This window comes from Enterobacter cloacae complex sp. IR5459 (assembly GCF_049238005.1).
Taxonomy (GTDB): Bacteria; Pseudomonadota; Gammaproteobacteria; order Enterobacterales; family Enterobacteriaceae; genus Enterobacter; species Enterobacter hormaechei_C.
This window is the reverse complement of record NZ_JBMKIG010000002.1, coordinates 227209-251899: the sequence shown is the minus strand read 5'-3', so window position 1 is coordinate 251899 and position 24691 is coordinate 227209. Positions and strand designations below refer to the sequence as shown.

At 54.0% G+C, this 24691-nt stretch carries 23 protein-coding genes and 6 tRNA genes; 21 read left to right on the top strand and 8 right to left on the bottom strand.

The genetic code is table 11. The features are described 5' to 3' along the window. The 20 genes from mngB (at position 1) to pnuC (ending at position 14921) form a co-directional block, all read left to right on the top strand. On the top strand, positions 1 to 2637 hold the full coding sequence (gene mngB / locus ACOTX4_RS04650; protein WP_063938005.1) for a mannosylglycerate hydrolase: 2637 nt from the start codon (positions 1 to 3) through the stop codon (positions 2635 to 2637). 679 nt (positions 2638 to 3316) lie between these two features. Next, the gene (gene cydA / locus ACOTX4_RS04645) at positions 3317 to 4885 is read left to right on the top strand and encodes a cytochrome ubiquinol oxidase subunit I (protein ID WP_003858601.1); all 1569 of its coding nucleotides are present in this window, start codon (positions 3317 to 3319) and stop codon (positions 4883 to 4885) included. Between the two features lie 15 nt (positions 4886 to 4900). Then, positions 4901 to 6040: a cytochrome d ubiquinol oxidase subunit II gene (gene cydB / locus ACOTX4_RS04640; protein ID WP_003858599.1), complete on the top strand. Its 1140-nt coding sequence runs from the start codon at positions 4901 to 4903 to the stop codon at positions 6038 to 6040. A gap of 14 nt (positions 6041 to 6054) precedes the next feature. Further along, positions 6055 to 6168, top strand: a complete 114-nt coding sequence (cydX, locus tag ACOTX4_RS04635; protein ID WP_003858598.1) for a cytochrome bd-I oxidase subunit CydX — start codon at positions 6055 to 6057, stop codon at positions 6166 to 6168. Then, a complete protein-coding gene (ybgE, locus tag ACOTX4_RS04630; RefSeq protein ID WP_003858596.1) occupies positions 6168 to 6458 on the top strand; it encodes a cyd operon protein YbgE in 291 nt (96 codons plus the stop codon). The genes cydX and ybgE overlap by 1 nt, the downstream gene beginning before the upstream one ends. Before the next feature lie 148 nt (positions 6459 to 6606). Further along, positions 6607 to 7011: a tol-pal system-associated acyl-CoA thioesterase gene (gene ybgC, locus ACOTX4_RS04625; protein ID WP_003858593.1), complete on the top strand. Its 405-nt coding sequence runs from the start codon at positions 6607 to 6609 to the stop codon at positions 7009 to 7011. Beyond that, positions 7008 to 7700 (top strand): Tol-Pal system protein TolQ, encoded by a 693-nt coding sequence (gene tolQ, locus ACOTX4_RS04620; RefSeq protein ID WP_003858590.1) that lies wholly within the window; start codon positions 7008 to 7010, stop codon positions 7698 to 7700. The genes ybgC and tolQ overlap by 4 nt, the downstream gene beginning before the upstream one ends. A gap of 3 nt (positions 7701 to 7703) precedes the next feature. Continuing rightward, positions 7704 to 8132: a colicin uptake protein TolR gene (tolR, locus tag ACOTX4_RS04615; protein WP_003858589.1), complete on the top strand. Its 429-nt coding sequence runs from the start codon at positions 7704 to 7706 to the stop codon at positions 8130 to 8132. 28 nt (positions 8133 to 8160) lie between these two features. Further along, positions 8161 to 9408, top strand: a complete 1248-nt coding sequence (gene tolA / locus ACOTX4_RS04610) for a cell envelope integrity protein TolA (RefSeq protein ID WP_045332349.1) — start codon at positions 8161 to 8163, stop codon at positions 9406 to 9408. 100 nt (positions 9409 to 9508) lie between these two features. Further along, entirely contained in the window at positions 9509 to 10801 is a 1293-nt protein-coding gene (gene tolB, locus ACOTX4_RS04605) for a Tol-Pal system beta propeller repeat protein TolB (protein ID WP_017384962.1), read from the top strand. Positions 10802 to 10835: 34 nt separating this feature from the next. Then, positions 10836 to 11357, top strand: a complete 522-nt coding sequence (gene pal, locus ACOTX4_RS04600; protein WP_003858578.1) for a peptidoglycan-associated lipoprotein Pal — start codon at positions 10836 to 10838, stop codon at positions 11355 to 11357. Between the two features lie 9 nt (positions 11358 to 11366). Further along, positions 11367 to 12155, top strand: a complete 789-nt coding sequence (cpoB, locus tag ACOTX4_RS04595) for a cell division protein CpoB (protein ID WP_003858574.1) — start codon at positions 11367 to 11369, stop codon at positions 12153 to 12155. Positions 12156 to 12316: 161 nt separating this feature from the next. Beyond that, a tRNA-Lys gene (locus ACOTX4_RS04590) sits at positions 12317 to 12392 on the top strand. 27 nt (positions 12393 to 12419) lie between these two features. Further along, positions 12420 to 12495: transfer RNA gene (locus tag ACOTX4_RS04585), tRNA-Val, on the top strand. Between the two features lie 3 nt (positions 12496 to 12498). Further along, positions 12499 to 12574 (top strand) — tRNA-Lys (locus tag ACOTX4_RS04580). 41 nt (positions 12575 to 12615) lie between these two features. Further along, positions 12616 to 12691: transfer RNA gene (locus ACOTX4_RS04575), tRNA-Lys, on the top strand. A 31-nt stretch (positions 12692 to 12722) separates the two neighbouring features. Then, positions 12723 to 12798, top strand: a tRNA-Lys gene (locus ACOTX4_RS04570). Between the two features lie 31 nt (positions 12799 to 12829). Further along, a tRNA-Lys gene (locus ACOTX4_RS04565) sits at positions 12830 to 12905 on the top strand. Positions 12906 to 13135: 230 nt separating this feature from the next. Then, the gene (nadA, locus tag ACOTX4_RS04560) at positions 13136 to 14179 is read left to right on the top strand and encodes a quinolinate synthase NadA (RefSeq protein ID WP_023315653.1); all 1044 of its coding nucleotides are present in this window, start codon (positions 13136 to 13138) and stop codon (positions 14177 to 14179) included. 22 nt (positions 14180 to 14201) lie between these two features. Next, positions 14202 to 14921, top strand: a complete 720-nt coding sequence (gene pnuC / locus ACOTX4_RS04555) for a nicotinamide riboside transporter PnuC (RefSeq protein WP_023315654.1) — start codon at positions 14202 to 14204, stop codon at positions 14919 to 14921. Here the strand turns inward: pnuC and zitB are convergent. Together zitB and ACOTX4_RS04545 are read right to left on the bottom strand one after the other, a co-directional pair. Then, the gene (gene zitB, locus ACOTX4_RS04550) at positions 14918 to 15856 is read right to left on the bottom strand and encodes a CDF family zinc transporter ZitB (RefSeq protein ID WP_022650624.1); all 939 of its coding nucleotides are present in this window, start codon (positions 15854 to 15856) and stop codon (positions 14918 to 14920) included. The genes pnuC and zitB overlap by 4 nt on opposite strands. A gap of 99 nt (positions 15857 to 15955) precedes the next feature. Further along, positions 15956 to 16315 (bottom strand): protein YbgS, encoded by a 360-nt coding sequence (locus ACOTX4_RS04545; protein WP_003858566.1) that lies wholly within the window; start codon positions 16313 to 16315, stop codon positions 15956 to 15958. A 304-nt stretch (positions 16316 to 16619) separates the two neighbouring features. On the opposite strand from ACOTX4_RS04545, the gene aroG reads away from it, so the two are divergent. Beyond that, a complete protein-coding gene (gene aroG, locus ACOTX4_RS04540) occupies positions 16620 to 17672 on the top strand; it encodes a 3-deoxy-7-phosphoheptulonate synthase AroG (RefSeq protein ID WP_003858564.1) in 1053 nt (350 codons plus the stop codon). A gap of 61 nt (positions 17673 to 17733) precedes the next feature. On the opposite strand, the gene gpmA is transcribed toward aroG, so the two are convergent. The 6 genes from gpmA to modF form a co-directional block, all read right to left on the bottom strand. Further along, complete coding sequence (gpmA, locus tag ACOTX4_RS04535) at positions 17734 to 18486, bottom strand: 2,3-diphosphoglycerate-dependent phosphoglycerate mutase (protein WP_003858562.1); 753 nt, start codon at positions 18484 to 18486, stop codon at positions 17734 to 17736. Between the two features lie 265 nt (positions 18487 to 18751). Continuing rightward, a complete protein-coding gene (gene galM, locus ACOTX4_RS04530; RefSeq protein WP_003858560.1) occupies positions 18752 to 19795 on the bottom strand; it encodes a galactose-1-epimerase in 1044 nt (347 codons plus the stop codon). Beyond that, complete coding sequence (gene galK, locus ACOTX4_RS04525; RefSeq protein WP_023324336.1) at positions 19789 to 20937, bottom strand: galactokinase; 1149 nt, start codon at positions 20935 to 20937, stop codon at positions 19789 to 19791. Before galK ends, galM begins: the two co-directional genes overlap by 7 nt. Before the next feature lie 2 nt (positions 20938 to 20939). Further along, positions 20940 to 21986 (bottom strand): galactose-1-phosphate uridylyltransferase, encoded by a 1047-nt coding sequence (galT, locus tag ACOTX4_RS04520; RefSeq protein WP_022650627.1) that lies wholly within the window; start codon positions 21984 to 21986, stop codon positions 20940 to 20942. Positions 21987 to 21995: 9 nt separating this feature from the next. Next, positions 21996 to 23012: a UDP-glucose 4-epimerase GalE gene (gene galE / locus ACOTX4_RS04515; protein ID WP_003858554.1), complete on the bottom strand. Its 1017-nt coding sequence runs from the start codon at positions 23010 to 23012 to the stop codon at positions 21996 to 21998. Positions 23013 to 23213: 201 nt separating this feature from the next. After that, the gene (gene modF / locus ACOTX4_RS04510) at positions 23214 to 24686 is read right to left on the bottom strand and encodes a molybdate ABC transporter ATP-binding protein ModF (RefSeq protein ID WP_023315655.1); all 1473 of its coding nucleotides are present in this window, start codon (positions 24684 to 24686) and stop codon (positions 23214 to 23216) included. Positions 24687 to 24691 lie beyond the last annotated feature (5 nt).

Sequence of the window (24691 nt, the reverse complement as noted above, 5' to 3'; positions counted from 1 at the left end):
ATGAAAGCTGTATCTCGCGTTCATATCACGCCACATATGCACTGGGACCGGGAGTGGTACTTCACCACCGAAGCGTCACGTATTCTTCTGGTCAATAATATGGAAGAGATCCTTACCCGTCTTGAGCAGGACGCAGAGTATAAATACTACGTTCTCGACGGCCAGACGGCGGTGCTGGAAGATTATTTTGCCGTGAAACCGGAAAACAGGCCACGCGTGAAGGCGCTGGTGGCGGCCGGGAAGCTGATTATCGGGCCGTGGTATACCCAGACGGACACCACCCTTGTCTCCGGCGAGTCGATTGTCCGAAATCTGATGTACGGCATTCGCGACTGTCTGGCCTTTGGCGAGCCGATGAAAATTGGCTATCTGCCGGACTCCTTCGGCATGTCTTCCCAGCTGCCACACATTTACAACGGTTTTGGCATCACGCGCACCATGTTCTGGCGCGGGTGTTCCGAGCGGCATGGTACCGATAAAACCGAATTTCTCTGGCAAAGTCAGGACGGCAGTGAAGTGACGGCACAGGTGCTACCGCTGGGCTACGCGATTGGTAAGTACTTACCGGAGGATGAGGCCGGACTGCGCAAACGGCTCGACACGTACTTCGAGGTGCTGGAAAAAGCCTCCGTGACGAAAGAAATTTTGCTGCCTAACGGCCATGATCAGATGCCGCTCCAGCAGAACATCTTTGCGGTGATGGATAAGCTGCGCGAAATCTATCCGCAGCGTCAGTTTGTGATGAGCCGCTTCGAGGAGGTGTTTGACCACATTGACGCGCACCGCGATGAACTGGCGACGCTGAAAGGGGAGTTTATTGACGGTAAATATATGCGGGTGCACCGGACAATAGGCTCCACGCGAATGGACATCAAAATCGCCCACGCCCGGATAGAGAATAAAATCGTCAATGTCCTTGAGCCGCTGGCCACGCTTGCCTGGACGCTGGGCTTTGAGTATCACCACGGCTTGCTGGAAAAAATGTGGAAAGAGATCCTCAAGAATCACGCCCATGACAGTATCGGCTGCTGCTGTAGTGACAAAGTGCATCGTGAGGTGATGTCACGCTTCGAGCTGGCGGAAGACATGGCCGATAACCTGACATGCTTCTATATGCGCAAGATTGTCGACAACATGCCGCAGTGCGAGGAAGACAAACTGGTGATGTTTAACCTCACGCCCTGGCCGCGTGAGGAAGTGATTAACACTACGATACGTCTGCGCGCCAGCCAGTTCCGCCTGCTGGACGATAGGGGGAATGAAATCCCTTACTGCCTGCGCAGCGCGCGTGAAATCGACCCCGGCTTAATAGACCGGCAGATTGTGCATTACGGCAACTACGATCCCTTTATGGAGTTTGATATCCAGCTCAACCAGATCCTGCCATCAATGGGTTACCGCACGCTCTATATCGAGCCGCACGTGGCTGGCAAGCTGCTGGCGCCAGAAACAACGTCGGAGGCATTACTGGAAAATGCTTTCTGGGAAATAACGTTAAACGACGACGGCACCCTGCGTCTGCTCGATAAAGCGTCCGGGCTTATCTATGACCGCGCGCTGGAAATAGAAGAGAGCTCGGATGATGGCGATGAGTACGACTACTCGCCTTCACGGGAAGAGTGGAGACTCACTTCCGCGCAGGGCGAGCATGAGGTTGAGGTGATCCACGAGGTCTGGCAGAGCAGGGCGGTGATCCGCCATCGCATGGCGGTGCCGGCGGATCTCGCTGAACGTTCTGCGCGTCAGCAGACGGGAACGCTTGAGGCAGAACTCACGGTCACGCTCAGCCATAACAGCCGACGTATCGACATTGAGGCGCGTCTCGGAAATCACGCGGATGACCACCGTGTTCGGGTGCTGATCCCGACGCCCTTCACCGCAGACACGGTGTTAGCTGATACCCAGTTCGGTTCGCTGACGCGACCTGTACAGGATGAAGCGATGGCGAACTGGCAGGAGGAGGGCTGGAAGGAAGCGCCGCTGCCGGTGTGGAATCTGCTTAACTACGCGGTGCTCCAGGAACGGCGTAACGGGATGGCGCTGTTTACCGAAGGGTTACGCGAATTTGAAGTGACTGGCGAGCGTCAAAAAACGTTTGCCCTGACGTTGCTTCGCGGCGTGGGGGTGCTTGGGAAGGAAGACTTACTTCTGCGCCCTGGCAGACCGTCCGGGATCAAAATGCCGGTGCCTGATTCGCAGATGCGGGGCCAGTTAACCTGTCGCTTTAGCCTGTTCAGTTTTAATGGTTTGCCCGTCAGTGCTGGCGTTGCGCAGCAGGCGAAGTCGTGGTTAACGCCAGTGCACTGTTATAACAAAATTCCGTGGGATGCGATGAAGCTTAACCGTGCCTCTTTCACCACACCCCGTAGCTATAGCCTGCTAACGCTGGCGCCTAACGGATGCGTACTCAGTGTGCTGAAAAAAGCGGAGGATCGTGACGAGATGATTCTTCGTCTGTACAACCCTTCGGAGACCCGCTCCTGTGACGTGGCTTTGTCTGTGAACCGTGAGGTCCAGGCCTGTTGCGAAACGGACATGAATGAGGTGTACAAGGCGCAAGGGGAAGAGGGCTCAGCCATTACGGGGTCTTTCCGGCCAGGCCAGTCACGTACCTTCAGCATAAAAATTGAAAGGTAATCCTCAAAATAAAATAAAGGCCGCATTCCTGCGGCCTTTATTTCATCAAATAGTCACGAAGGGGTGTTAATTTTAAGATTATTAAAAGTGAATAAAATGTAATCGTTTCGGCAGGTAGCAAAGCGAAAGAAAAATACTGTGAAGCAGATAACATTATATGTTTATCTTCCGGCAAAATGCGTTTTTTCACGCGCGTTAATAAAAATCACAACTGTTTATATTATCTTCTGGCTTTTATAACCATCAACGCCTTTAAATGTACATATCATTAACAAGGTTTTTACTATCCGCACTACAAAGAAACATCATTAACAGCTCTGGCCGTTTTTGATTTAAATCAATGTTTAATCCTTGGAAAAAGGCTCTAAAAGGCGTTAAATTGTTCCCGATCAAAATGGCCGAAAAGTGGTAATTTTGCTATAAATTGATCGCCGTCGAAAAACGTAAATCTGTTCGAATAAAAACCTGTTTATTGTAAGGGTTTTGCAGCGTATTATATTTACGGGATCAATTTGGTTTTTTCTTAACGTATTTGTAACCTTTCATCATTGCTTTTTCCTCATGTAGAGAATAAGCAACGAAGAAGGGAAGCAGATAACTTTGTATTGGGGCATGCGTGTGGATCCTTATCTAACGGGGTTCACTCTCGGAGTCTTCATGCGATGAGCAAGGAGTCATAATGTTAGACGTAGTCGAACTGTCGCGCTTACAGTTTGCCTTGACCGCGATGTACCACTTCCTGTTTGTGCCGCTGACGCTCGGTATGGCGTTCCTGCTGGCCATCATGGAAACGGTTTACGTCCTCTCCGGCAAACAGATTTATAAAGATATGACCAAGTTCTGGGGCAAGTTGTTTGGTATCAACTTTGCGCTGGGCGTGGCAACCGGTCTGACCATGGAGTTCCAGTTCGGGACAAACTGGTCTTACTATTCCCACTATGTGGGGGATATTTTCGGTGCGCCGCTGGCCATTGAAGGTCTGATGGCCTTCTTCCTCGAATCCACCTTTGTAGGTCTGTTCTTCTTCGGTTGGGACCGTCTGGGTAAAGTCCAGCATATGGCGGTAACCTGGCTGGTGGCATTAGGCTCCAACTTGTCCGCACTGTGGATCCTGGTGGCGAACGGCTGGATGCAAAACCCAATCGCATCTGATTTCAACTTCGAAACCATGCGTATGGAGATGGTCAGCTTCGCTGAGCTGGTCCTGAACCCGGTTGCCCAGGTTAAATTCGTTCACACCGTGGCGTCTGGCTATGTGTGCGGCGCGATGTTCGTGCTGGGCATCAGCTCCTACTATATGCTGCGCGGCCGTGACTTCGCGTTCGCCAAGCGTTCTTTTGCTATTGCAGCAAGCTTCGGTATGGCCGCGATTCTGTCCGTTATTGTTCTGGGTGATGAATCCGGTTACGAAATGGGCGACGTGCAGAAAACCAAACTCGCCGCAATTGAAGCTGAATGGGAAACCCAGCCGGCACCGGCAGCGTTTACCCTGTTCGGCGTGCCTGACCAGGAAGCGCAGGAAAACCGCTTCGCCATTCAAATTCCTTACGCTCTGGGTATTATCGCCACGCGCTCCGTCGACAAACAGGTGACTGGCCTGAAAGATCTGATGGTGCAGCATGAAGAGCGTATCCGTAACGGGATGAAAGCTTACTCGCTGCTGGAACAGCTGCGCGCCGGCTCTACCGACCAGGCCGTTCGCGATCAATTTAACGACGTGAAGAAAGACCTCGGTTACGGTCTGCTGCTGAAACGCTATACCCCGAACGTCTCTGACGCGACGGAAGCGCAGATTCAGATGGCAACCAAAGACTCTATTCCACGCGTTGCGCCGCTGTACTTCGCGTTCCGCATCATGGTGGGTTGCGGCATTATCATGCTGCTGATCATCGCGGCCTCGTTCTGGTCAGTCATTCGTAACCGTATCGGTGAGAAAAAATGGCTGCTGCGCACCGCGCTTTACGGTATCCCACTGCCATGGATTGCTATCGAGTCCGGCTGGTTTGTTGCGGAATATGGCCGTCAGCCGTGGGCGATCGGTGAGGTGCTGCCAACAGCGGTAGCGAACTCCTCCCTGACCGCAGGCGACCTGATCTTCTCCATGCTGCTCATTTGCGGTCTGTACACCCTGTTCCTGGTGGCTGAACTGTTCCTGATGTTCAAGTTCGCGCGCCTTGGCCCAAGCAGCCTGAAAACCGGTCGCTATCACTACGAGCAGTCTGTTGCGACTACTCAGCCGGCACGCTAAGACAGGAGTCATCAAATGATCGATTATGAAGTATTGCGTTTTATCTGGTGGCTGCTGATCGGTGTTCTGCTGATTGGTTTCGCGGTCACCGATGGTTTCGACATGGGCGTGGGCATGCTCACCCGTTTCCTCGGTCGTAATGACACCGAGCGTCGAATCATGATCAACTCCATCGCCCCGCACTGGGACGGTAACCAGGTGTGGCTGATCACCGCAGGCGGCGCGCTGTTCGCTGCCTGGCCGATGGTCTACGCGGCTGCGTTCTCCGGCTTCTATGTGGCGATGATTCTGGTGCTGGCCTCTTTATTCTTCCGTCCGGTGGGTTTCGACTACCGTTCCAAGATTGAAGACACCCGCTGGCGTAACATGTGGGACTGGGGCATCTTCATCGGTAGCTTCGTTCCACCGCTGGTCATTGGTGTGGCGTTCGGTAACCTGTTGCAGGGCGTACCGTTCCACGTCGACGAATATATGCGTCTGTTCTACACCGGTAACTTCTTCCAGTTGCTGAATCCGTTTGGTCTGCTGGCGGGCGTGGTGAGCGTGGCGATGATCATCACCCAGGGCGCAACCTATCTCCAGATGCGTACCGTAGGTGAACTGCACCTGCGTTCCCGCGCTACCGCTCAGGTGGCGGCGCTGGTGACGCTGGTCTGCTTCGCGCTGGCTGGCGTGTGGGTGGTGTACGGTATTGATGGTTACGTGGTGACCTCCGCGATCAACCATACTGCACCGTCTAACCCGCTGACCAAAGAAGTGGCGCGTCAGGCCGGTGCATGGCTGGTGAACTTCAACAATACTCCTGCGCTGTGGGCTATCCCGGCTCTGGGTGTGCTGCTGCCGCTGCTGACCGTGCTGACGTCTCGTCTGGAGAAAGGCGCTCTGGCGTTCGTATTCTCTTCACTGACGCTGGCGTGCATCATCCTGACGGCGGGGATTGCGATGTTCCCGTTCGTGATGCCATCCAGCACCATGATGAATGCCAGCCTGACCATGTGGGATGCAACGTCCAGTCAGTTGACGCTGAACTTAATGACCTATGTTGCTTGCGTGTTCGTACCGATTATCCTGCTCTACACCACCTGGTGTTACTGGAAAATGTTCGGTCGCATCACTAAAGAACATATCGAAAGCAACACCCACTCTATGTACTAAGTAAGGAGCTGAATATGTGGTATTTCGCATGGATTTTAGGGACGCTTCTTGCCTGTGCGTTTGGTGTCATCACTGCCCTGGCGCTTGAGCATGTAGAAGCGACCAAAGCAGGTGAAGAAAAGCACTAATGAATATTATCGCAACCTTATATGCGGTAATGGATAAGCGCCCCTTGAGGGCGCTTTCCCTCATTATGGCATTACTGCTGGCAGGCTGTATCTTCTGGGACCCGTCGCGCTTCGCGGCGAAAACCAGCGAGCTTGAAATCTGGCACGGTTTCCTGATTATGTGGGCTGTGTGCGCAGGCGTGATTCACGGTGTCGGCTTTCGTCCGAAAGCGCTACACTGGCAGGGCATCTTCTGCCCACTGATTGCCGATCTGGTTCTCCTCGCCGGTTTGATTTTCTTCTTCTTCTGAATAAGAAATGTCCGTTAACGTTATGGGCTTACCATGGCCCATAAAAATTTACTCTCCGTTTACTTTCCCCCATTCCAAACCATCATTCCCGCGCGTATAGTAGCGAAGTTTGAAAGCTCCAACTTTTCTTGTATTACCGGGATGTAAAGTGAATACAACGCTGTTTCGATGGCCGGTACGTGTCTATTACGAAGATACCGATGCCGGTGGTGTGGTCTACCACGCCAGCTACGTTGCTTTTTATGAACGGGCACGCACAGAGATGCTGCGCCATCATCACTTTAGTCAACAGGTGCTGTTGGCTGAGCGAGTTGCCTTCGTGGTACGCAAGATGACGCTTGAGTATTTTGCGCCTGCCAGACTCGACGATATGCTCGAAGTTCAAACAGAAATTACATCAATGCGCGGAACTTCACTGGTTTTCACGCAGCGGATAGTCAATGCAGAGAACACGGTACTGAACTCAGCTGAAGTCCTGATTGTCTGTGTTGATCCAACCATAATGAAGCCTCGTGCGCTTCCTAAGTCTATTGTCGCGGAGTTTAAGCAGTGACTGACATGAATATCCTTGATTTGTTCCTGAAGGCAAGCCTTCTGGTTAAACTTATCATGTTGATTTTGATTGGTTTTTCAATCGCATCCTGGGCCATCATCATCCAGAGAACGCGTATCCTTAATGCCGCCGGCCGCGAAGCCGAAGCGTTTGAAGATAAGTTCTGGTCGGGAATTGAGCTTTCTCGTCTGTACCAGGAAAGCCAGGGACGCCGTGATAACCTTTCAGGCTCCGAACAAATTTTCTACAGCGGTTTCAAAGAGTTCGCTCGCTTACATCGCGCTAACAGCCATGCGCCGGAAGCCGTGGTAGAAGGGGCGTCGCGTGCGATGCGCATCTCCATGAACCGCGAACTGGAAAATCTTGAAACGCATATTCCTTTCCTCGGAACCGTTGGCTCCATCAGCCCGTATATCGGCCTGTTTGGTACGGTGTGGGGGATCATGCACGCCTTTATCGCCCTGGGGGCGGTGAAGCAGGCAACGTTGCAGATGGTTGCACCGGGTATCGCAGAAGCACTGATCGCGACCGCAATCGGTCTGTTCGCCGCAATTCCGGCGGTAATGGCGTACAACCGTCTGAACCAGCGCGTGAACAAACTGGAACTGAACTACGACAACTTTATGGAAGAGTTCACCGCGATTCTGCATCGTCAGGCGTTTACCAGCACCGAGAGCAACAAGGGGTAAACCATGGCCAGATCGCGTGGACGAGGTCGTCGCGAGCTCAAGTCCGAAATCAATATCGTTCCGTTACTGGACGTGCTGCTGGTGCTGCTGCTGATCTTTATGGCGACAGCGCCCATCATCACCCAGAGCGTGGAAGTTGATCTGCCGGATGCGACAGAATCACAGGCGGTAAGCACCAATGACGATCCTCCGGTCATCATTGAGGTTTCCGGCGTAGGGCAGTACAGCGTGGTGGTAGAGAAAGATCGTATGGATCAGCTTCCGCCAGAGCAGGTTATTGCTGAAGCGCAACGACGTCTGGAGTCAAATCCGAAGACGGTCTTCTTAATCGGTGGTGCGAAAGACGTACCATATGATGAAATTATCAAAGCGCTGAACTTGCTACATAGCGCGGGCGTTAAGTCAGTTGGCTTAATGACTCAGCCTATTTGATCATCTGCGTAGTTTTTGGGAACCGATAGTGTCAAAGGCAACCGAACAGAACGACAAACTTAAGCGAGCGATAATCGTCTCCGCAGTGCTGCACGTAATTCTTTTTGCAGCGCTGATATGGAGTTCGTTCGATGAGCACCTTGATGCATCAGGCGGCGATGGGGGCTCGTCCATCGACGCCGTCATGGTGGATCCCGGTGCGGTAGTGCAGAACTATAATCGCCAGCAACAGCAGCAGGCGAGCGCAAAACGCGCGGAAGAACAGCGTGAAAAACAGGCGCAACAGCAGGCGGAAGAGCTGCGTGAAAAGCAGGCCGCCGAGCAGGAACGTCTGAAGCAGCTTGAGAAAGAGCGTTTGCAGGCGCAGGAAGCCGCTAAAGAGCAGGCGGAGCAGCAGAAACAGGCTGAAGCCGCAGCGAAGAAAGCTCAGGAACAGCAGAAGCAGGCGGAAGAGGCGGCAGCCAAAGCCGCGGCAGACGCGAAGGCGCAGGCAGATGCTCAGGCTAAGTTAGCCGCAGAAGCCGCGAAGAAAGCTGCTGCTGATGCGCAGAAGAAAGCGGAAGCCGAAGCGGCGAAGAAAGCCGCTGCTGATGCGAAGAAGAAAGCAGAAGCCGAAGCGGCGAAAAAAGCTGCCGCTGACGCACAGAAGAAAGCCGAAGCGGAAGCCGCCAAAAAAGCTGCGCAGGAAGCAGAGAAGAAAGCGGCTGCCGATGCTGCGAAAAAAGCGGCCGCGGCCGAGAAAGCTGCGGCAGAAAAAGCCGCCGCTGCGGAAAAAGCCGCTGCTGATAAAAAAGCGGCAGCTGAGAAAGCCGCTGCTGATAAGAAAGCTGCTGCTGAAAAAGCCGCAGCTAAGAAGGCCGCTGCTGCGGAAAAAGCCGCTGCCGCAGGGGTTGACGATCTGCTGGGGGACCTGAGCTCCGGTAAGAATGCACCGAAAACGGGCGGTGGGGCGAAAGGAAGTAACGCAGCACCGGCAGGAAGTGGTAACACTAAGAACAACGGTGCTTCTGGCGCTGAGATCAACGACTATAAGAATCAGATTGCCGCGGCTATTGCCAGCAGACTTAACGATAAATCGCTCTATACCGGGAAAACGTGCCGACTGCATATTAAACTGGCTACGGATGGTATGGTGCTGAGCGTTGAGTCAGAAGGGGGAGATGAAGCATTATGCCAGGCTGCACTTGTGGCAGTGAATCAGGCAAAACTGCCAAAACCTCCATCACAGGCTGTCTATGAAGTGTTCAAAGACGCTTCGCTGAACTTTAAGCCATAAGCAGAGCTGCTGTTATCGGGTTCTGATAGTTTTGTGTATTTGAGTTTGTTAACCTTCTGCTAAATTATCCAGGACTTATTGTTCGGATAAGGGAGATATGATGAAGCAGGCATTACGATTAGCTTTTGGTTTTTTAGTACTGTTGACGTCAGCAGTGCATGCCACAGTAAGCATCGACATTACCGACTGGAACGACTCAGCGCGTCCAATCGGTGTCGTTCCGTTCCAGTGGGCAGGCCCGGGCGCTGCGCCTGAAGATATTGGCGGCATTGTTGCAGCTGACCTGCGTAACAGCGGTAAATTTAACCCCCTGGATCGTTCTCGTCTGCCGCAGCAGCCGGGTACAGCTCAGGAAGTTCAACCTGCTGCATGGTCTGCACTGGGTATTGATGCCGTGGTTGTCGGACAGGTTACTCCTGCGCCAGACGGCGGCTATAACGTCGCTTATCAGCTGGTGGATACTGGCGGTGCGCCGGGTACCGTTCTGGCTCAAAACACGTATAAGGTGAACAAGCAGTGGCTGCGTTATGCAGGCCACACGGCGAGTGACGAAGTGTTTGAGAAGCTGACCGGTATTAAAGGTGCGTTCCGTACCCGTATCGCGTACGTAGTACAGACCAACGGCGGCCAGTTCCCTTATGAGCTGCGCGTCTCTGACTACGATGGTTACAACCAGTTCACCGTACACCGTTCACCACAGCCGCTGATGTCTCCGGCATGGTCTCCGGATGGCTCTAAGCTGGCGTACGTGACCTTCGAAAGCGGCCGTTCCGCGCTGGTTATCCAGACACTGTCTAACGGTGCTGTGCGTCAGGTTGCGTCATTCCCACGTCACAACGGTGCGCCTGCGTTCTCTCCGGATGGTACCAAACTGGCGTTTGCCCTGTCTAAAACCGGTAGCCTGAACCTGTACGTGATGGATATTGGTTCTGGTCAGATCCGTCAGGTCACGGATGGTCGTAGCAACAACACTGAGCCAACCTGGTTCCCGGACAGCCAGAATCTGGCATTTACGTCTGACCAGGCAGGTCGTCCACAAGTTTATAAAGTGAATATCAACGGCGGAGCAGCGCAGCGTATTACCTGGGAAGGTTCTCAGAACCAGGATGCTGACGTCAGTGCCGATGGTAAAACAATGGTAATGGTCAGTACTGCGGGTGGTCAGCAGCACATTGCCAAACAAGATCTGGTAACGGGGGGCGTACAAGTACTGTCGTCAACGTTCCTGGATGAAACGCCAAGTCTGGCACCTAACGGCACCATGGTAATCTACAGCTCTTCTCAGGGGATGGGATCCGTGCTGAATCTGGTTTCTACAGATGGGCGTTTCAAAGCGCGTCTTCCGGCAACTGATGGACAGGTAAAATCACCTGCCTGGTCGCCGTATCTGTAATAATAATTAATTGATTACTAAAGGAATCTTAGAAATGCAACTGAACAAAGTGCTGAAGGGGCTGATGATCGCTCTGCCTGTTATGGCAATCGCAGCGTGTTCTTCTAACAAGAACGCAAGCAATGACCAGAGCGGCGAAGGCATGATGGGTGCCGGCACCGGTATGGACGCTAACGGCAATGGCAATATGTCTTCTGAAGAGCAAGCGCGTCTTCAGATGCAGCAGTTACAGCAGAACAACATCGTTTACTTCGATCTGGATAAATACGACATTCGTTCTGACTTCGCTGCAATGCTGGATGCGCACGCAAACTTCCTGCGTAGCAACCCGTCTTACAAAGTCACCGTAGAAGGTCATGCGGACGAACGTGGTACTCCGGAGTACAACATCTCCCTGGGTGAACGTCGTGCAAACGCTGTTAAAATGTACCTCCAGGGTAAAGGCGTTTCTGCTGACCAGATCTCCATCGTTTCTTACGGTAAAGAAAAACCAGCAGTACTGGGTCACGACGAAGCGGCTTACTCCAAAAACCGTCGTGCCGTACTCGTTTACTAAGAGAATTGCATGAGCAGTAACTTCAGACATCATCTGATGAGTCTGTCGTTACTGGTTGGAATAGCGGCCCCCTGGGCCGCTTTTGCTCAGGCACCAATCAGTAGTGTCGGCTCAGGCTCGGTAGAAGATCGAGTCACTCAACTCGAGCGTATTTCTAACGCTCACAGCCAGCTTTTAACTCAACTCCAGCAGCAGCTTTCCGATAACCAGAATGATATTGATTCCCTTCGTGGTCAGATCCAGGAGAGTCAGTATCAGCTTAATCAGGTTGTGGAGCGCCAGAAGCAAATTTTGTTGCAGATGGATAGCCTGAACAGCGGCGGAGCAGCAGCACAGCCAGCAGCAGGCGATCAAAGCGGTGCGGCGACGCCTGCACCTGCGGCAGATGCCTCCGCGTCGTCTGGTGCGCCTGTACAGAGCGGTGACGCGAATACGGACTACAACGCGGCCATTGCCCTGGTGCAGGACAAATCGCGCCAGGACGATGCTATCGTTGCGTTTCAGAACTTCGTTAAGAAGTACCCTGATTCCACTTACCAGCCAAATGCGAACTACTGGCTGGGTCAGTTGAATTACAACAAGGGTAAAAAGGATGATGCGGCGTTTTATTTTGCCTCTGTGGTGAAAAATTACCCGAAATCACCGAAAGCGCCTGATGCGATGTATAAAGTCGGCGTGATCATGCAGGACAAAGGCGACACTGCAAAAGCCAAAGCGGTTTATCAGCAGGTGGTTGCGAAATTCCCGGGTACAGACGGCGCCAAACAGGCACAAAAACGCTTGAGTTCGATGGGTTGATTATCGCATGACCAGAAATCGCGTTATTTCTGGTCGTGCAGCATGATTCCTAAGCAGTTAAGTGATCTTCATCGAAATTTTTGTTGCGCAGAATTCTTAAATCAGTAATATATGCCGCCGTTGCCACGGGATATCAAACAACGTGAAAGCAGCGCAAAAGTGGGTCGTTAGCTCAGTTGGTAGAGCAGTTGACTTTTAATCAATTGGTCGCAGGTTCGAATCCTGCACGACCCACCACTTAAAGCAGTTCCGGCAGCACAGAGTGGGTGATTAGCTCAGTTGGTAGAGCATCTCCTTTACACGGAGGGGGTCGGCGGTTCGAGCCCGTCATCACCCACCACTCGGGTCGTTAGCTCAGTTGGTAGAGCAGTTGACTTTTAATCAATTGGTCGCAGGTTCGAATCCTGCACGACCCACCAATTTTATTGGTACCGAGTGATAATTCAGGCAACACCCGAATGGGTCGTTAGCTCAGTTGGTAGAGCAGTTGACTTTTAATCAATTGGTCGCAGGTTCGAATCCTGCACGACCCACCAGCCTGAATAGATTTGAAGTACATCCCGTAAGGGGTCGTTAGCTCAGTTGGTAGAGCAGTTGACTTTTAATCAATTGGTCGCAGGTTCGAATCCTGCACGACCCACCAGCCTGAATAGATTTGAAGTACATCCCGTAAGGGGTCGTTAGCTCAGTTGGTAGAGCAGTTGACTTTTAATCAATTGGTCGCAGGTTCGAATCCTGCACGACCCACCAATGTAAAAAGGCGCCCTAAAGGCGCCTTTTTGCTATCTGTCGTTCGCCAGTGCCTTGCAGGTCGGGTAAGGCGAAGCCGCCACCCGACAGATGCTACCGGCATCATTTCCCGATGACATTCCCCCTCAAATTCGCTATCTTGTTTAGTATACAAAACACCATTGCCTCATTTTTGTTATCTCATGCAAAACAAAGGCAATATTGTTAAGCCAGTAAAACGAGAAGCCATAATGAGTGTGATGTTTGATCCCGAAACCGCAATCTATCCCTTCCCGCCAAAGCCTGCTCCGCTAAGCCGGGATGAAAAACAGTTCTATCGAGAGAAAATCAAGCGCCTGCTTAAAGAGCGTGATGCGGTGATGGTGGCGCATTACTACACCGACCCGGAAATTCAGCAGCTGGCGGAAGAGACGGGCGGCTGTATCTCAGATTCCCTGGAAATGGCGCGTTTCGGTGCTAAACATCCTGCCTCCACCCTGCTGGTTGCAGGTGTGCGCTTCATGGGCGAAACGGCAAAAATTCTCAGCCCGGAAAAAACCATACTGATGCCGACGCTGAATGCCGACTGCTCCCTTGACCTCGGTTGCCCGATTGATGAGTTCACCGCCTTCTGTGATGCCCACCCTGACCGTACCGTGGTGGTCTATGCCAACACGTCTGCGGCGGTGAAAGCCCGGGCGGACTGGGTAGTGACGTCCAGTATCGCCGTTGAGCTGATTGAACATCTGGACAGCCTGGGGGAGAAAATCATCTGGGCGCCCGATCGTCACCTGGGAAACTACGTACAAAAACAGACCGGTGCGGATGTGCTGTGCTGGCAGGGGGCCTGTATCGTCCACGATGAGTTCAAGACCCAGGCGCTGACCCGGATGAAAGGCTTATACCCGCAGGCCGCGATACTGGTGCACCCGGAATCTCCGCAGTCGATCGTCGACATGGCGGACGCCGTCGGCTCAACCAGCCAGTTAATTAACGCGGCAAAAACGCTGCCACACAAGCAGCTCATCGTGGCGACCGATCGCGGTATCTTCTACAAAATGCAACAGGCCGTGCCGGAAAAAGAGCTGCTTGAAGCGCCAACCGCCGGAGAAGGGGCGAGCTGCCGAAGCTGCGCGCATTGCCCGTGGATGGCGATGAATGGGCTCAAAGCGATTTCGGAGGCGCTTGAGAACGGTGGCGCAGCGCATGAGATCCACGTGGATGCCGCTCTGCGTGAAGGCGCGTTAATTCCACTTAACCGTATGCTGGATTTTGCGGCTACACTACGTACTTAACTTATTACGCCCCGGAGAAAAAATGGATTTTTTTAGCACACAGAACATCCTGGTTCATATCCCGATTGGTGCGGGCGGCTATGACCTGTCGTGGATTGAAGCGGTGGGTACGCTGGCCGGTTTACTCTGTATCTGGCTGGCCAGCCTTGAGAAGATCAGCAACTATGCGTTCGGGCTGATAAACGTCACGCTGTTTGCGATCATCTTCTTCCAGATCCAGCTCTACGCCAGCCTGCTTCTACAGCTGTTCTTCTTCGCGGCCAATATCTATGGCTGGTACGCCTGGTCTCGGCAAAACAGCCAGCAGGAGGCGGAGTTGCAAATCCGCTGGCTGCCGTTGCCTAAAGCCATCGCCTGGTTCGCGGCCTGCGTGGTGGCTATCGGCTTTATGACCGTCTTTATTGATCCGGTATTTGCCTTCCTGACGCGCGTGGCGGTCTCGGTGATGTCGGGACTGGGATTGAACGTGACGATGCCTGAGCTTCAGCCGGATGCCTTCCCGTTCTGGGATTCCTGCATGATGGTGCTGTCGATTGCCGCAATGATCCTGATGACCCGTAAATACGTTGAGAACTGGCTATTGTGGGTGGTGATTAACGTGATTAGCGTGGTGATTTTTGCCCTTCAGGGCGTTTATGCCATGTCGCTGGAGTATATGCTCCTGACCTTCATTGCTCTCAACGGCAGCCGCATGTGGATTAACAGCGCGCGTGAGCGTGGCTCTCGCGCGCTTTCCCGTTAATGGTGATGTGCGTGTGAGTGGCCGGACTGCGCCTCGTTAAGGTGGCAGTCTGGCCCGCTGCAAGGCTGGTACTCCATCTGGATAGTGGAGTGCGCAATCTCATAGTGATGCTCGAGGAAATGCCGAATACGTTCAAGCAACGCATCGTGATCGTGGGGCGGAATAACCTGAACGTGCAGCGTCATCAGCGGTTTCTCACCCACCAGCCAGACGTGAACGTGGTGAACGTTACGGACTTCAGGAATGGAACGACTCAGGTTGCGCTTCAGTTCGCCAATATCCAGTGATGTGGGCGCGCCTTCCAGTAGCTCATTTACGCTCTCCTTCAGTAGCCGCCAGGCGCTGCGCAATACCAGGCACGATACCAGCACGGAAAGAATCGGGTCGATAGGGGTCCAGCCCGTGCCCATAATGATCAGCGCGGCCACAATCGCACCAACAGAACCCAGCAGATCGCCCAGCACATGAAGCGCCGCGGCCCGTACGTTCAGATTTTTTTCACTGCTGCCGCGGTGCAATATCCAGAACGCCAGAATATTGGCGACCAACCCGGCAATGGCGATAACCATCATTGTCGTCCCGGCTATCGGTTGTGGATGCCGAAAGCGCTGAAAAGCCTCCCAGACGATAAGAATAGTAATGACCACCAGTGCAATCGCATTCACAAAGGCTGCAAGCGTGGTCAGTCTGAGCCAGCCAAAGGTGTGGCGGGTATTGGGAGGGCGACGGGCAAACTGCACGGCCAGCAGAGCAAACAGGAGCGCGGCAGCGTCGGTCAGCATATGCCCGGCATCGGCCAGCAGCGCCAGCGATCCGGATATCAGCCCGCCTGTGACCTCAATAATCATAAAGGTGGCAGTGACGCCAAAAGCCAGCAAAAGCCGTTTGGCATTTTCATCGCCAGTGGAGTGGGAATGGGAGTGGGAGTGCGCCATGGTATCGTTCCTGATTTATTATTATTTTTAGTGTAGCGTTTTTAAGAGCTTAAATAAAAAAGGAGAGCATTCGCTCTCCCTGTTTTACCTTATGGAAGGTTACTGGGTAGTACCGTCCGTTTTGGTATTGGCATCGCTGCCCACTTTGTCATTCGGGTCCGGGCATTTCCCGTCTTTACAGACTGAGTTTTTATGCACCTCGTCGGTAGTCATACCCTCATGGTTCATCGTGCCTGTGTTCGTCCCGCCAGTATTGGTATTGCCCGTGTTGATATTACTGTTATCAACATTGTTTGGCGCGATATTCTGTTTTGCATCCGGCGCAACCTGGCCTGCTTCGGCAGCGGCATTCGCGTCGCCGTTGCTGCCGGATGAGCCTGCATCAGCAGCCAGTACGCTACCGCTTGCCAGGGTAAGGGTTGCCGTCAGGAAAAGCGTAGTCAGTTTCGTCATTTTCATCATGGTGCTCCTGTTCTTATCGTTACGCTGGATAACATTCTCCAACAGTGCATCTTGTTCAGTGGCGAAAGATTCCGGACTCCTGAATTATGTCAGGATGGAATCGCGTATAAATATTTAAAAACAGTCGTTACAAGTAAAAAGCTTAGGCCAGATCTCATTTTTCGCTATTTTGTTGCGTATTTTAGGCGAATTCCAGGAATTATCTGCGCGAAGTGTAAAAGCCCGTTTACACTTTGTGGCCGACAAGTTAGATTGAAAGGATTGCTTTCATTACTAAAGATATGGCAGAGCCGGAAAGAAGATGAATTATCAGAACGACGATTTACGCATTAAAGAGATCAATGAGTTATTACCTCCCGTAGCGCTCCTTGAAAAATTCCCCGCCACCGAAAATGCCGCCAACACGGTGTCTCATGCCCGCAAGGCGATCCACAAGATCCTGAAAGGTAGCGACGATCGTCTTCTGGTAGTGATCGGGCCATGCTCCATTCACGATCCTGCTGCGGCCAAAGAGTATGCGTCGCGTCTGCTCGCCCTGCGTGAAGAGCTGAAAGGCGAACTGGAAATCGTGATGCGCGTTTATTTCGAAAAACCGCGTACCACCGTGGGCTGGAAAGGGTTAATCAACGATCCGCATATGGACAACAGTTTCCAGATTAACGACGGCCTGCGCATTGCGCGTAAGCTGCTGCTGGAGATCAACGACAGCGGGCTGCCTGCTGCCGGAGAATTCCTCGATATGATCACCCCGCAGTATCTGGCTGACCTGATGAGCTGGGGCGCTATTGGTGCGCGTACGACTGAATCTCAGGTTCACCGCGAGCTGGCGTCTGGCCTGTCATGCCCGGTGGGTTTCAAAAATGGCACTGATGGCACCATCAAGGTCGCCATTGACGCCATTAATGCGGCGGGCGCGCCGCACTGCTTCCTGTCGGTGACCAAGTGGGGCCACTCGGCTATCGTGAATACCAGCGGTAATGGCGATTGCCATATCATACTGCGCGGCGGTAAAGAGCCTAACTATAGCGCTAAACACGTAGCGGAGGTAAAAGCAGGGCTGGAGAAAGCAGGTCTGGCACCGCAGGTGATGATCGATTTCAGCCATGCCAACTCCAGCAAACAGTTCAAAAAGCAGATGGAAGTCGGCGCAGATGTTTGTCAGCAAATCGCCAGCGGTGAACGCGCAGTGATTGGGGTGATGATTGAGAGCCATCTGGTTGAAGGCAACCAGAACCTGGAGGGCAGCGAGCCGCTGGTCTACGGTAAGAGCGTGACGGATGCCTGCATTGGCTGGGACGATACCGATGCGATCCTGCGTCAGTTGGCGGATGCGGTAAAAGCGCGTCGCGGCTAAGTTTGTTGCGGGTAACAAAAAAGCGTGGATTTCTCCACGCTTTTTTTATGTCCGGCAAATATTACTTCGCTTTACCCTGGTTCGCCACGGCTGCCGCTTTTGCAGCGATTTCGTCGGCGTTACCCAGGTAGTAATGTTTAACTGGCTTGAAGTTTTCGTCGAACTCGTACACCAGCGGCACGCCGGTAGGGATGTTCAGCTCGAGGATTTCATCTTCACCCATGTTGTCCAGGTATTTCACCAGCGCACGCAGGGAGTTACCGTGAGCAGCGATAATGACGCGCTCGCCGCTTTTCAGGCGTGGCAGAATGGTTTCGTTCCAGTAAGGCACAACGCGGTCGATGGTCAGCGCCAGGCTTTCGGTCTGCGGCAGTTCAGCCTCAGTCAGCTTCGCGTAACGCGGATCGTGGCCCGGGTAGCGCTCGTCATCTTTGCTCAGCTCTGGAGGCGTAACCGCAAAACCACGACGCCACTGCTTAACCTGCTCGTCACCGTATTTTTCTGCGGTTTCCGCTTTGTTCAGACCTTGCAGCGCACCGTAGTGACGCTCGTTCAGTTTCCAGGATTTCTCAACCGGCAGCCAGGCCTGATCCAGCTCGTCCAGAATGTTCCACAGGGTATGGATGGCACGTTTCAGCACAGAGGTGTAAGCAAAGTCAAAGGTGAAGCCTTCTTCTTTCAGCAGTTTACCTGCCGCTTTTGCTTCGCTCACGCCTTTCTCGGACAGATCAACGTCATACCAACCGGTGAAGCGGTTTTCGTTGTTCCACTGGCTTTCGCCGTGGCGCACCAGGACAAGCTTAGTATTAGCCATTTCTTACTCCTCAAGCATTTTGAATGATAACAATTCTCATTATATTGCCGTGACTGTGCCAGCAGCAACGCTTAACCCTAACCATAGCGAAAATAGTTCGAGAGTGTAAGATGCATGTGAATCCAGGGTTATGATTTTGTCTGCGATCGCCGCTATTTTCAGCAAGGCGGAGATAAAAAAGCCCTCGCGGTGAGGGCCAGGCTTTTTTGCCGGATGGCGCTTCGCTTATCAGGCCTACATTTGTAGGCCCGTGCGCCGCCGGACATTAAGCGCGCGGAATGAAATGATACTCGGTGACGCTTACGTACTCTTCACCCGGACGTAGCACGCAGTCCGGCTGCGGCCATTCAGGATGATTAGGACTGTCTGGCAGGAACTCGCTCTCCAGCGCCAGGCCTTGCCAGGCGCCGTAGGCGTCATGTTCGCGCGCCGTGGTACCCTCCAGATAGTTACCGGAATAGAACTGTAGGGCGGGGGCGGTGGTGTAGACCGTCATCTGTAACTTCTCATCAGCAGACCAGACCTGTGCGGCAGGTTGAGAAAGATCGCCTTTCGCCTGCAACAGGAACGCGTGGTCGTAGCCTTTCACCTTGCGCTGATCGTCATCACTCAGGAAATCCTGGGCGATGGTTTTCGGCTGACGAAAATCAAAGCTATTACCGCTTACCGGTTTCAGCCCCTGATAAGGGATACCCATCTCATCGACCGGCAGATACTCGTCCGACAGGATCTGGAGTTTGTGGCTGCGGACATCGGTCTGATTACCGTCAAGGTTGAAATAGGCGTGGTTAGTCAGGTTGACCGGGCACGGCTTATCGACGGTCGCGCGGTACTCAATGGCGATGCGATTATCTTCGGTCAGGGTGAAGCGCGCCGTTGCGGTGAGATTGCCCGGGAAACCCTGGTCTCCATCGAGGGAGTCCAGAGAGAACCAGACCTCACCGTCATTTTGCTGCACAATCTTCCAGCGACGTTTATCAAACCCTTCCGGGCCGCCGTGCAGCTGATTTTCGCCCTGGCTGGCAAGCAGGGAATACGTTACGCCGTCCAGCGTAAACCGGCTTCTGGCGATGCGGTTAGCGTAGCGGCCTATGGATGCGCCCAGAAAAGCGGTCTGCTCGATATACTGCTCCGGCGATGCGCAGCCGAGCAGGGTTTCGCGCACGCTGCCGTCAGGCATCGGTACGCGGGCAGAAAGTAACGTTGCGCCCCAGTCCATCAGCGTAACCACCATCCCGGCGCTGTTGCGCAGGGTTAACAGGCGATACGGCAGACCATCCGGTGCGAGTGTAGGTATTTCGTTTAGCACTGTCCGGCTCCTTGTGATGCTTTGCAGACATAGAAAGTTTCTTTGATGCCCGTTTTGGCTTCGTACTGTTTAGCCACTGCGTCCTGAATGGCAGGGACCAGCTCTTCCGGCACGAGGGCGACGACGCACCCGCCAAATCCGCCGCCGGTCATACGCACGCCGCCTTTGTCGCCAATCGTGGCTTTCACAATTTCAACCAGGGTGTCGATTTGCGGCACGGTGATTTCGAAATCGTCACGCATGGAGGCATGCGATTCGGCCATCAGCTCGCCCATCCGTTTCAGGTCACCTTTCGCCAGCGCGGAGGCGGCTTCTACGGTACGGGCATTTTCGGTCAGTATATGGCGCACGCGCTTCGTGACAACCGGGTCCAGCTCGTGGGCGACCTTGTTAAATTCATCAAGTGAGACATCACGCAGGGCTGGCTGCTGGAAGAAGCGCGCGCCGGTTTCGCACTGTTCGCGACGGGTGTTGTACTCGCTGCCCACCAGGGTGCGTTTGAAGTTGCTGTTGATGATCACCACAGCCGCACCTTTAGGCAGCGGAACCGCTTTGGTCCCGAGGGAGCGACAGTCAATCAGCAAAGCGTGTTCTTTCTTGCCCAGCGCGGAAATCAGCTGATCCATAATGCCGCAGTTGCAGCCCACGAACTGGTTTTCCGCTTCCTGACCGTTCAGGGCGATCTGCGCCCCGTCCAGCGGCAGATGATAAAGCTGCTGGAACACGGTGCCGACCGCCACTTCCAGAGATGCGGAAGAGCTTAATCCCGCCCCCTGCGGCACGTTGCCGCTGATCACCAGATCGGCCCCGCCGAAATTCTTGTTACGCTTTTGCAGGTGCTTCACCACGCCGCGAACATAGTTCGACCACTGCTGGCTGTCGTGGGTCACGATCGGCGCATCGAGGGAAAATTCGTCAATTTCGTTGCCGTAATCCGCGGCGATTACTCGCACATGACGATCGTCGCGTTTCGCACAGCTGATCACCGTCTGGTAGTCGATGGCACACGGCAGGACAAAACCGTCGTTATAGTCGGTGTGTTCGCCGATCAGATTAACGCGGCCTGGCGCCTGGATAACATGGGTGGCAGGGTAGCCAAATTTTTCAGCAAACAGGGATTGTGTTTTATCTTTCAGACTCATTTTTAGACTCCTGATTCGCGGTAATGGACGTCGCTAACGGCACGCAGACGTTCTGCCGCCTGTTCCGCCGTCAGGTCGCGCTGGGTTTCCGCCAGCATTTCATAGCCCACCATGAATTTACGTACCGTTGCTGAGCGCAGCAGCGGCGGGTAGAAGTGTGCATGTAACTGCCAGTGTTGATTCTCTTCGCCGTTAAACGGCGCGCCGTGCCAGCCCATGGAGTAGGGGAAGGAGCACTGGAAGAGGTTGTCGTAGCGGCTGGTCAGTTTTTTCAGCGCCAGCGCCAGGTCGTCACGCTGGGCGTCGCTGAGTTCGGTAATGCGCTGAACATGGGCTTTCGGCAGCAGCAGCGTCTCAAATGGCCACGCCGCCCAGTAAGGGACTACCGCAAGCCAGTGTTCGGTTTCCACCACGGTACGGCTGCCATCCGCCAGCTCACGCTGGGTGTAATCCACCAGCATAGGCGAACCGTTCTGGGTGAAATACGCTTTTTGCAGTCGGTCCTCACGCTCGGCTTCGTTCGGCAGGAAGCTGTTCGCCCAGATCTGACCGTGCGGATGTGGGTTGGAGCAGCCCATCGCCGCGCCTTTATTTTCAAACACCTGCACCCACGGATAGCTCTGGCCCAGCTCCGCGGTTTGCACCTGCCAGGTGCTGACCACCTCTTTCAGGGCATCCACGCTCAGCTCCGGCAACGTTTTGCTGTGATCGGGCGAGAAGCAGATCACGCGGCTGGTGCCGCGGGCGCTTTCGCAGCGCATCAGCGGGTCATGGCTTTCCGGCGCGTCCGGCGTATCGGTCATCAGCGCGGCAAAGTCGTTAGTAAACACGAAGGTGCCTTTGTAGTCCGGGTTTTTATCGCCCGTCACGCGGGTATTGCCCGGGCAGAGGAAACAGTCCGGATCATGCTGCGGCAGCGTCTGTTTGGCAGGCGTCTCTTGCGCCCCCTGCCAGGGGCGCTTGGCGCGATGCGGTGAAACTAAAATCCATTGCCCGCTGAGCGGGTTAAAACGACGATGCGGGTGATCGACGGGATTGAATTGCGTCATGACAAATCCTTAGTCCGGATAGCCCTGCGGATGGCGTGATTGCCAGTGCCAGGTATCCTGTGCCATTTCATCGAGCGTGCGGGTGACACGCCAGTTGAGCTCTTTATCCGCTTTGGTGGCATCGGCCCAGTAAGCCGGGAGGTCGCCATCACGGCGGGGAGCGAAGTGATACTTCACCGGCTTGCCGCAGGCTTTACTGAAAGCATTCACCACATCCAGCACGCTGCTGCCAATCCCGGCGCCGAGGTTGTAAATATGCACGCCCGGTTTGTCCGCCAGTTGCTGCATCGCCGCCACGTGGCCGTCGGCCAGATCCATGACGTGAATGTAATCGCGCACGCCGGTGCCATCTTCGGTGGGATAATCGTTACCAAAAATCGCCAGGGAATCGCGACGCCCTACGGCAACCTGCGCGATATACGGCATCAGGTTGTTAGGAATGCCCTGCGGATCTTCGCCCATATCACCTGAAGGATGCGCGCCGACCGGGTTGAAGTAGCGCAGCAACGCGATGCTCCACTCAGGCTGGGCTTTTTGCAGGTCGGTCAGGATCTGCTCTACCATCAGCTTGCTTTTGCCATACGGGCTTTGCGGCGTACCGGTCGGGAAGCTTTCAACGTAAGGAATTTTTGGCTGATCGCCGTAGACGGTTGCGGAAGAGCTGAAGATAAAGTTTTTAACGTTGGCCGCACGCATGGCGGAGATCAGACGCAGGGTACCGTTGACGTTGTTGTCATAGTACTCAAGCGGTTTTGCCACCGATTCGCCAACCGCTTTCAGGCCCGCGAAGTGGATAACGGTTTCAATCGCGTGATCGTGAAGGATTTCAGTCATCAATGCTTCATTGCGGATATCGCCTTCAACGAAAGTCGGCTGTTTACCCGAAAGGCGTTCAATGACCGGCAGCACGCTGCGCTTACTGTTGCACAGGTTATCAAGAATGACAACATCGTGGCCGCTTTGCAGCAGTTGCACACAGGTATGACTTCCTATGTAACCGCTACCACCTGTTACCAGAACTCGCATATTTCGCTCCATTAGGCTTATGGTATGAATTAACCATAGCATATCAGAGACGCGAAAAGTGTGACATGGGATAAAATAGTGGTATCGTTTACACTGGTTTTCACACGCGCTTTTTCTCAGACTGAGTGCATTGTAGATCAAAGAGATAGAGATGTATTGTTGCAGGTTGTCTGAAAAGCGGAGGGCAGCGCCCTCCGAGCGTTAATCGATTTTGTTCAGCAGGTAGCGGTATTGCTCGCCGTCAGGGACAAATTCCAGCCGATGGGTGATGCAGGACGGGGCATCTTCAGCATGGTGGGACACAAACAGCAGCTGGGTTTCACCTTCGCTAATCAGGACATCCACAAAGCGGCGGATCAGCTGACGGTTGAGCGGATCCAGCCCCTGCAACGGTTCATCCAGAATCAGCAGCGTAGGGTGCTTAACCAGCGCGCGGACGATCAATGCCAGCCGCTGCTGCCCCCACGACAGGCTGTGGAAGGGTGCATCGGCGACCCGGTTATCCATACCCAGAATATCCAGCCACTGCTGCGCCAGCTTGTGCTGCTTGTCGGATACCGCCTGATAAATACCAATGGAGTCGAAGAAGCCAGAGAGGATCACGTTTCGCACCGTGGTGCTCACCCGGTAGTCCAGATGCAGGCTGCTGCTGACATAGCCGATGTGCTTTTTGATATCCCAGATGGTTTCCCCGCTGCCGCGGCGACGGCCGAACAGGGTGAGATCGTTGCTGTATCCCTGCGGGTGATCCCCGGTGATCAGGCTCAGCAGCGTGGATTTACCCGCCCCGTTGGGGCCGACGATCTGCCAGTGCTCACCAGGATTAACCGTCCAGCTGAGGTGATTAAGAATAGGGCGATCGTCGTAAGCAACCACCCCATCGCGCAGCACAATGCGCGGCTGGTCAGGATCCAGCCCGTGGCGCGCCGAAGGCGCATCCGGCTCCGGCAGGGCAATACCGTCCAGTTTCTCGCTGTGGGCCAGCTGCGCAATCAGCGCCTGCCGAAGCAGTACGGCCTTCTCGCCGGTTTCGGTCAGGCTACAGTCCGCCAGCACGCCTGCATAATGTACGAAATCCGGGATCTCATCAAAGCGGTTCAGGACCAGTACAAGGGTGTATCCCTGCTGGTTAAGCGACGCCAGCAACGCTGCCAGCTGCGCGCGGGACTGTACATCCAGTCCGTCAAACGGTTCATCCAGGATCAAGAGTTCCGGCTCGCTCATCAGCGCCTGACACAGCAGCGTTTTGCGCGTCTCACCGGTAGAAAGATATTTGAAACGGCGGTTAAGCAGGGCGGTAATGCCAAATTGCTCCGCCAGCTGCTGACAGCGGGCAGGATCTTTTATCTCATCCTGGATAATTTCCGCCGTCGTGCGGCCGGTATCTTCTTCGCCGGGGCTGAGCAAATCGGTATTGTTACGTTGCCACTCATCGCTGACCAGCTTTTGCAGCTGTTCGAAGGAAAGGCGCGTCAGCCGGGTAAAGGTGCACCGACGTTCACCCTTCAGTTGGGTTATTTCGCCAGCCAAAGCGCGGGCCAGCGCGGATTTTCCGCTGCCATTAGAGCCCACAAACGCCCAGCTTTCTCCGGCGCGAAGGGTTAACTCTGGCAGCGATAAGGTACGGGTATCGCTAAGACGAAACGTGCCTTGCGAAATATGCAATGATGACATGTGTT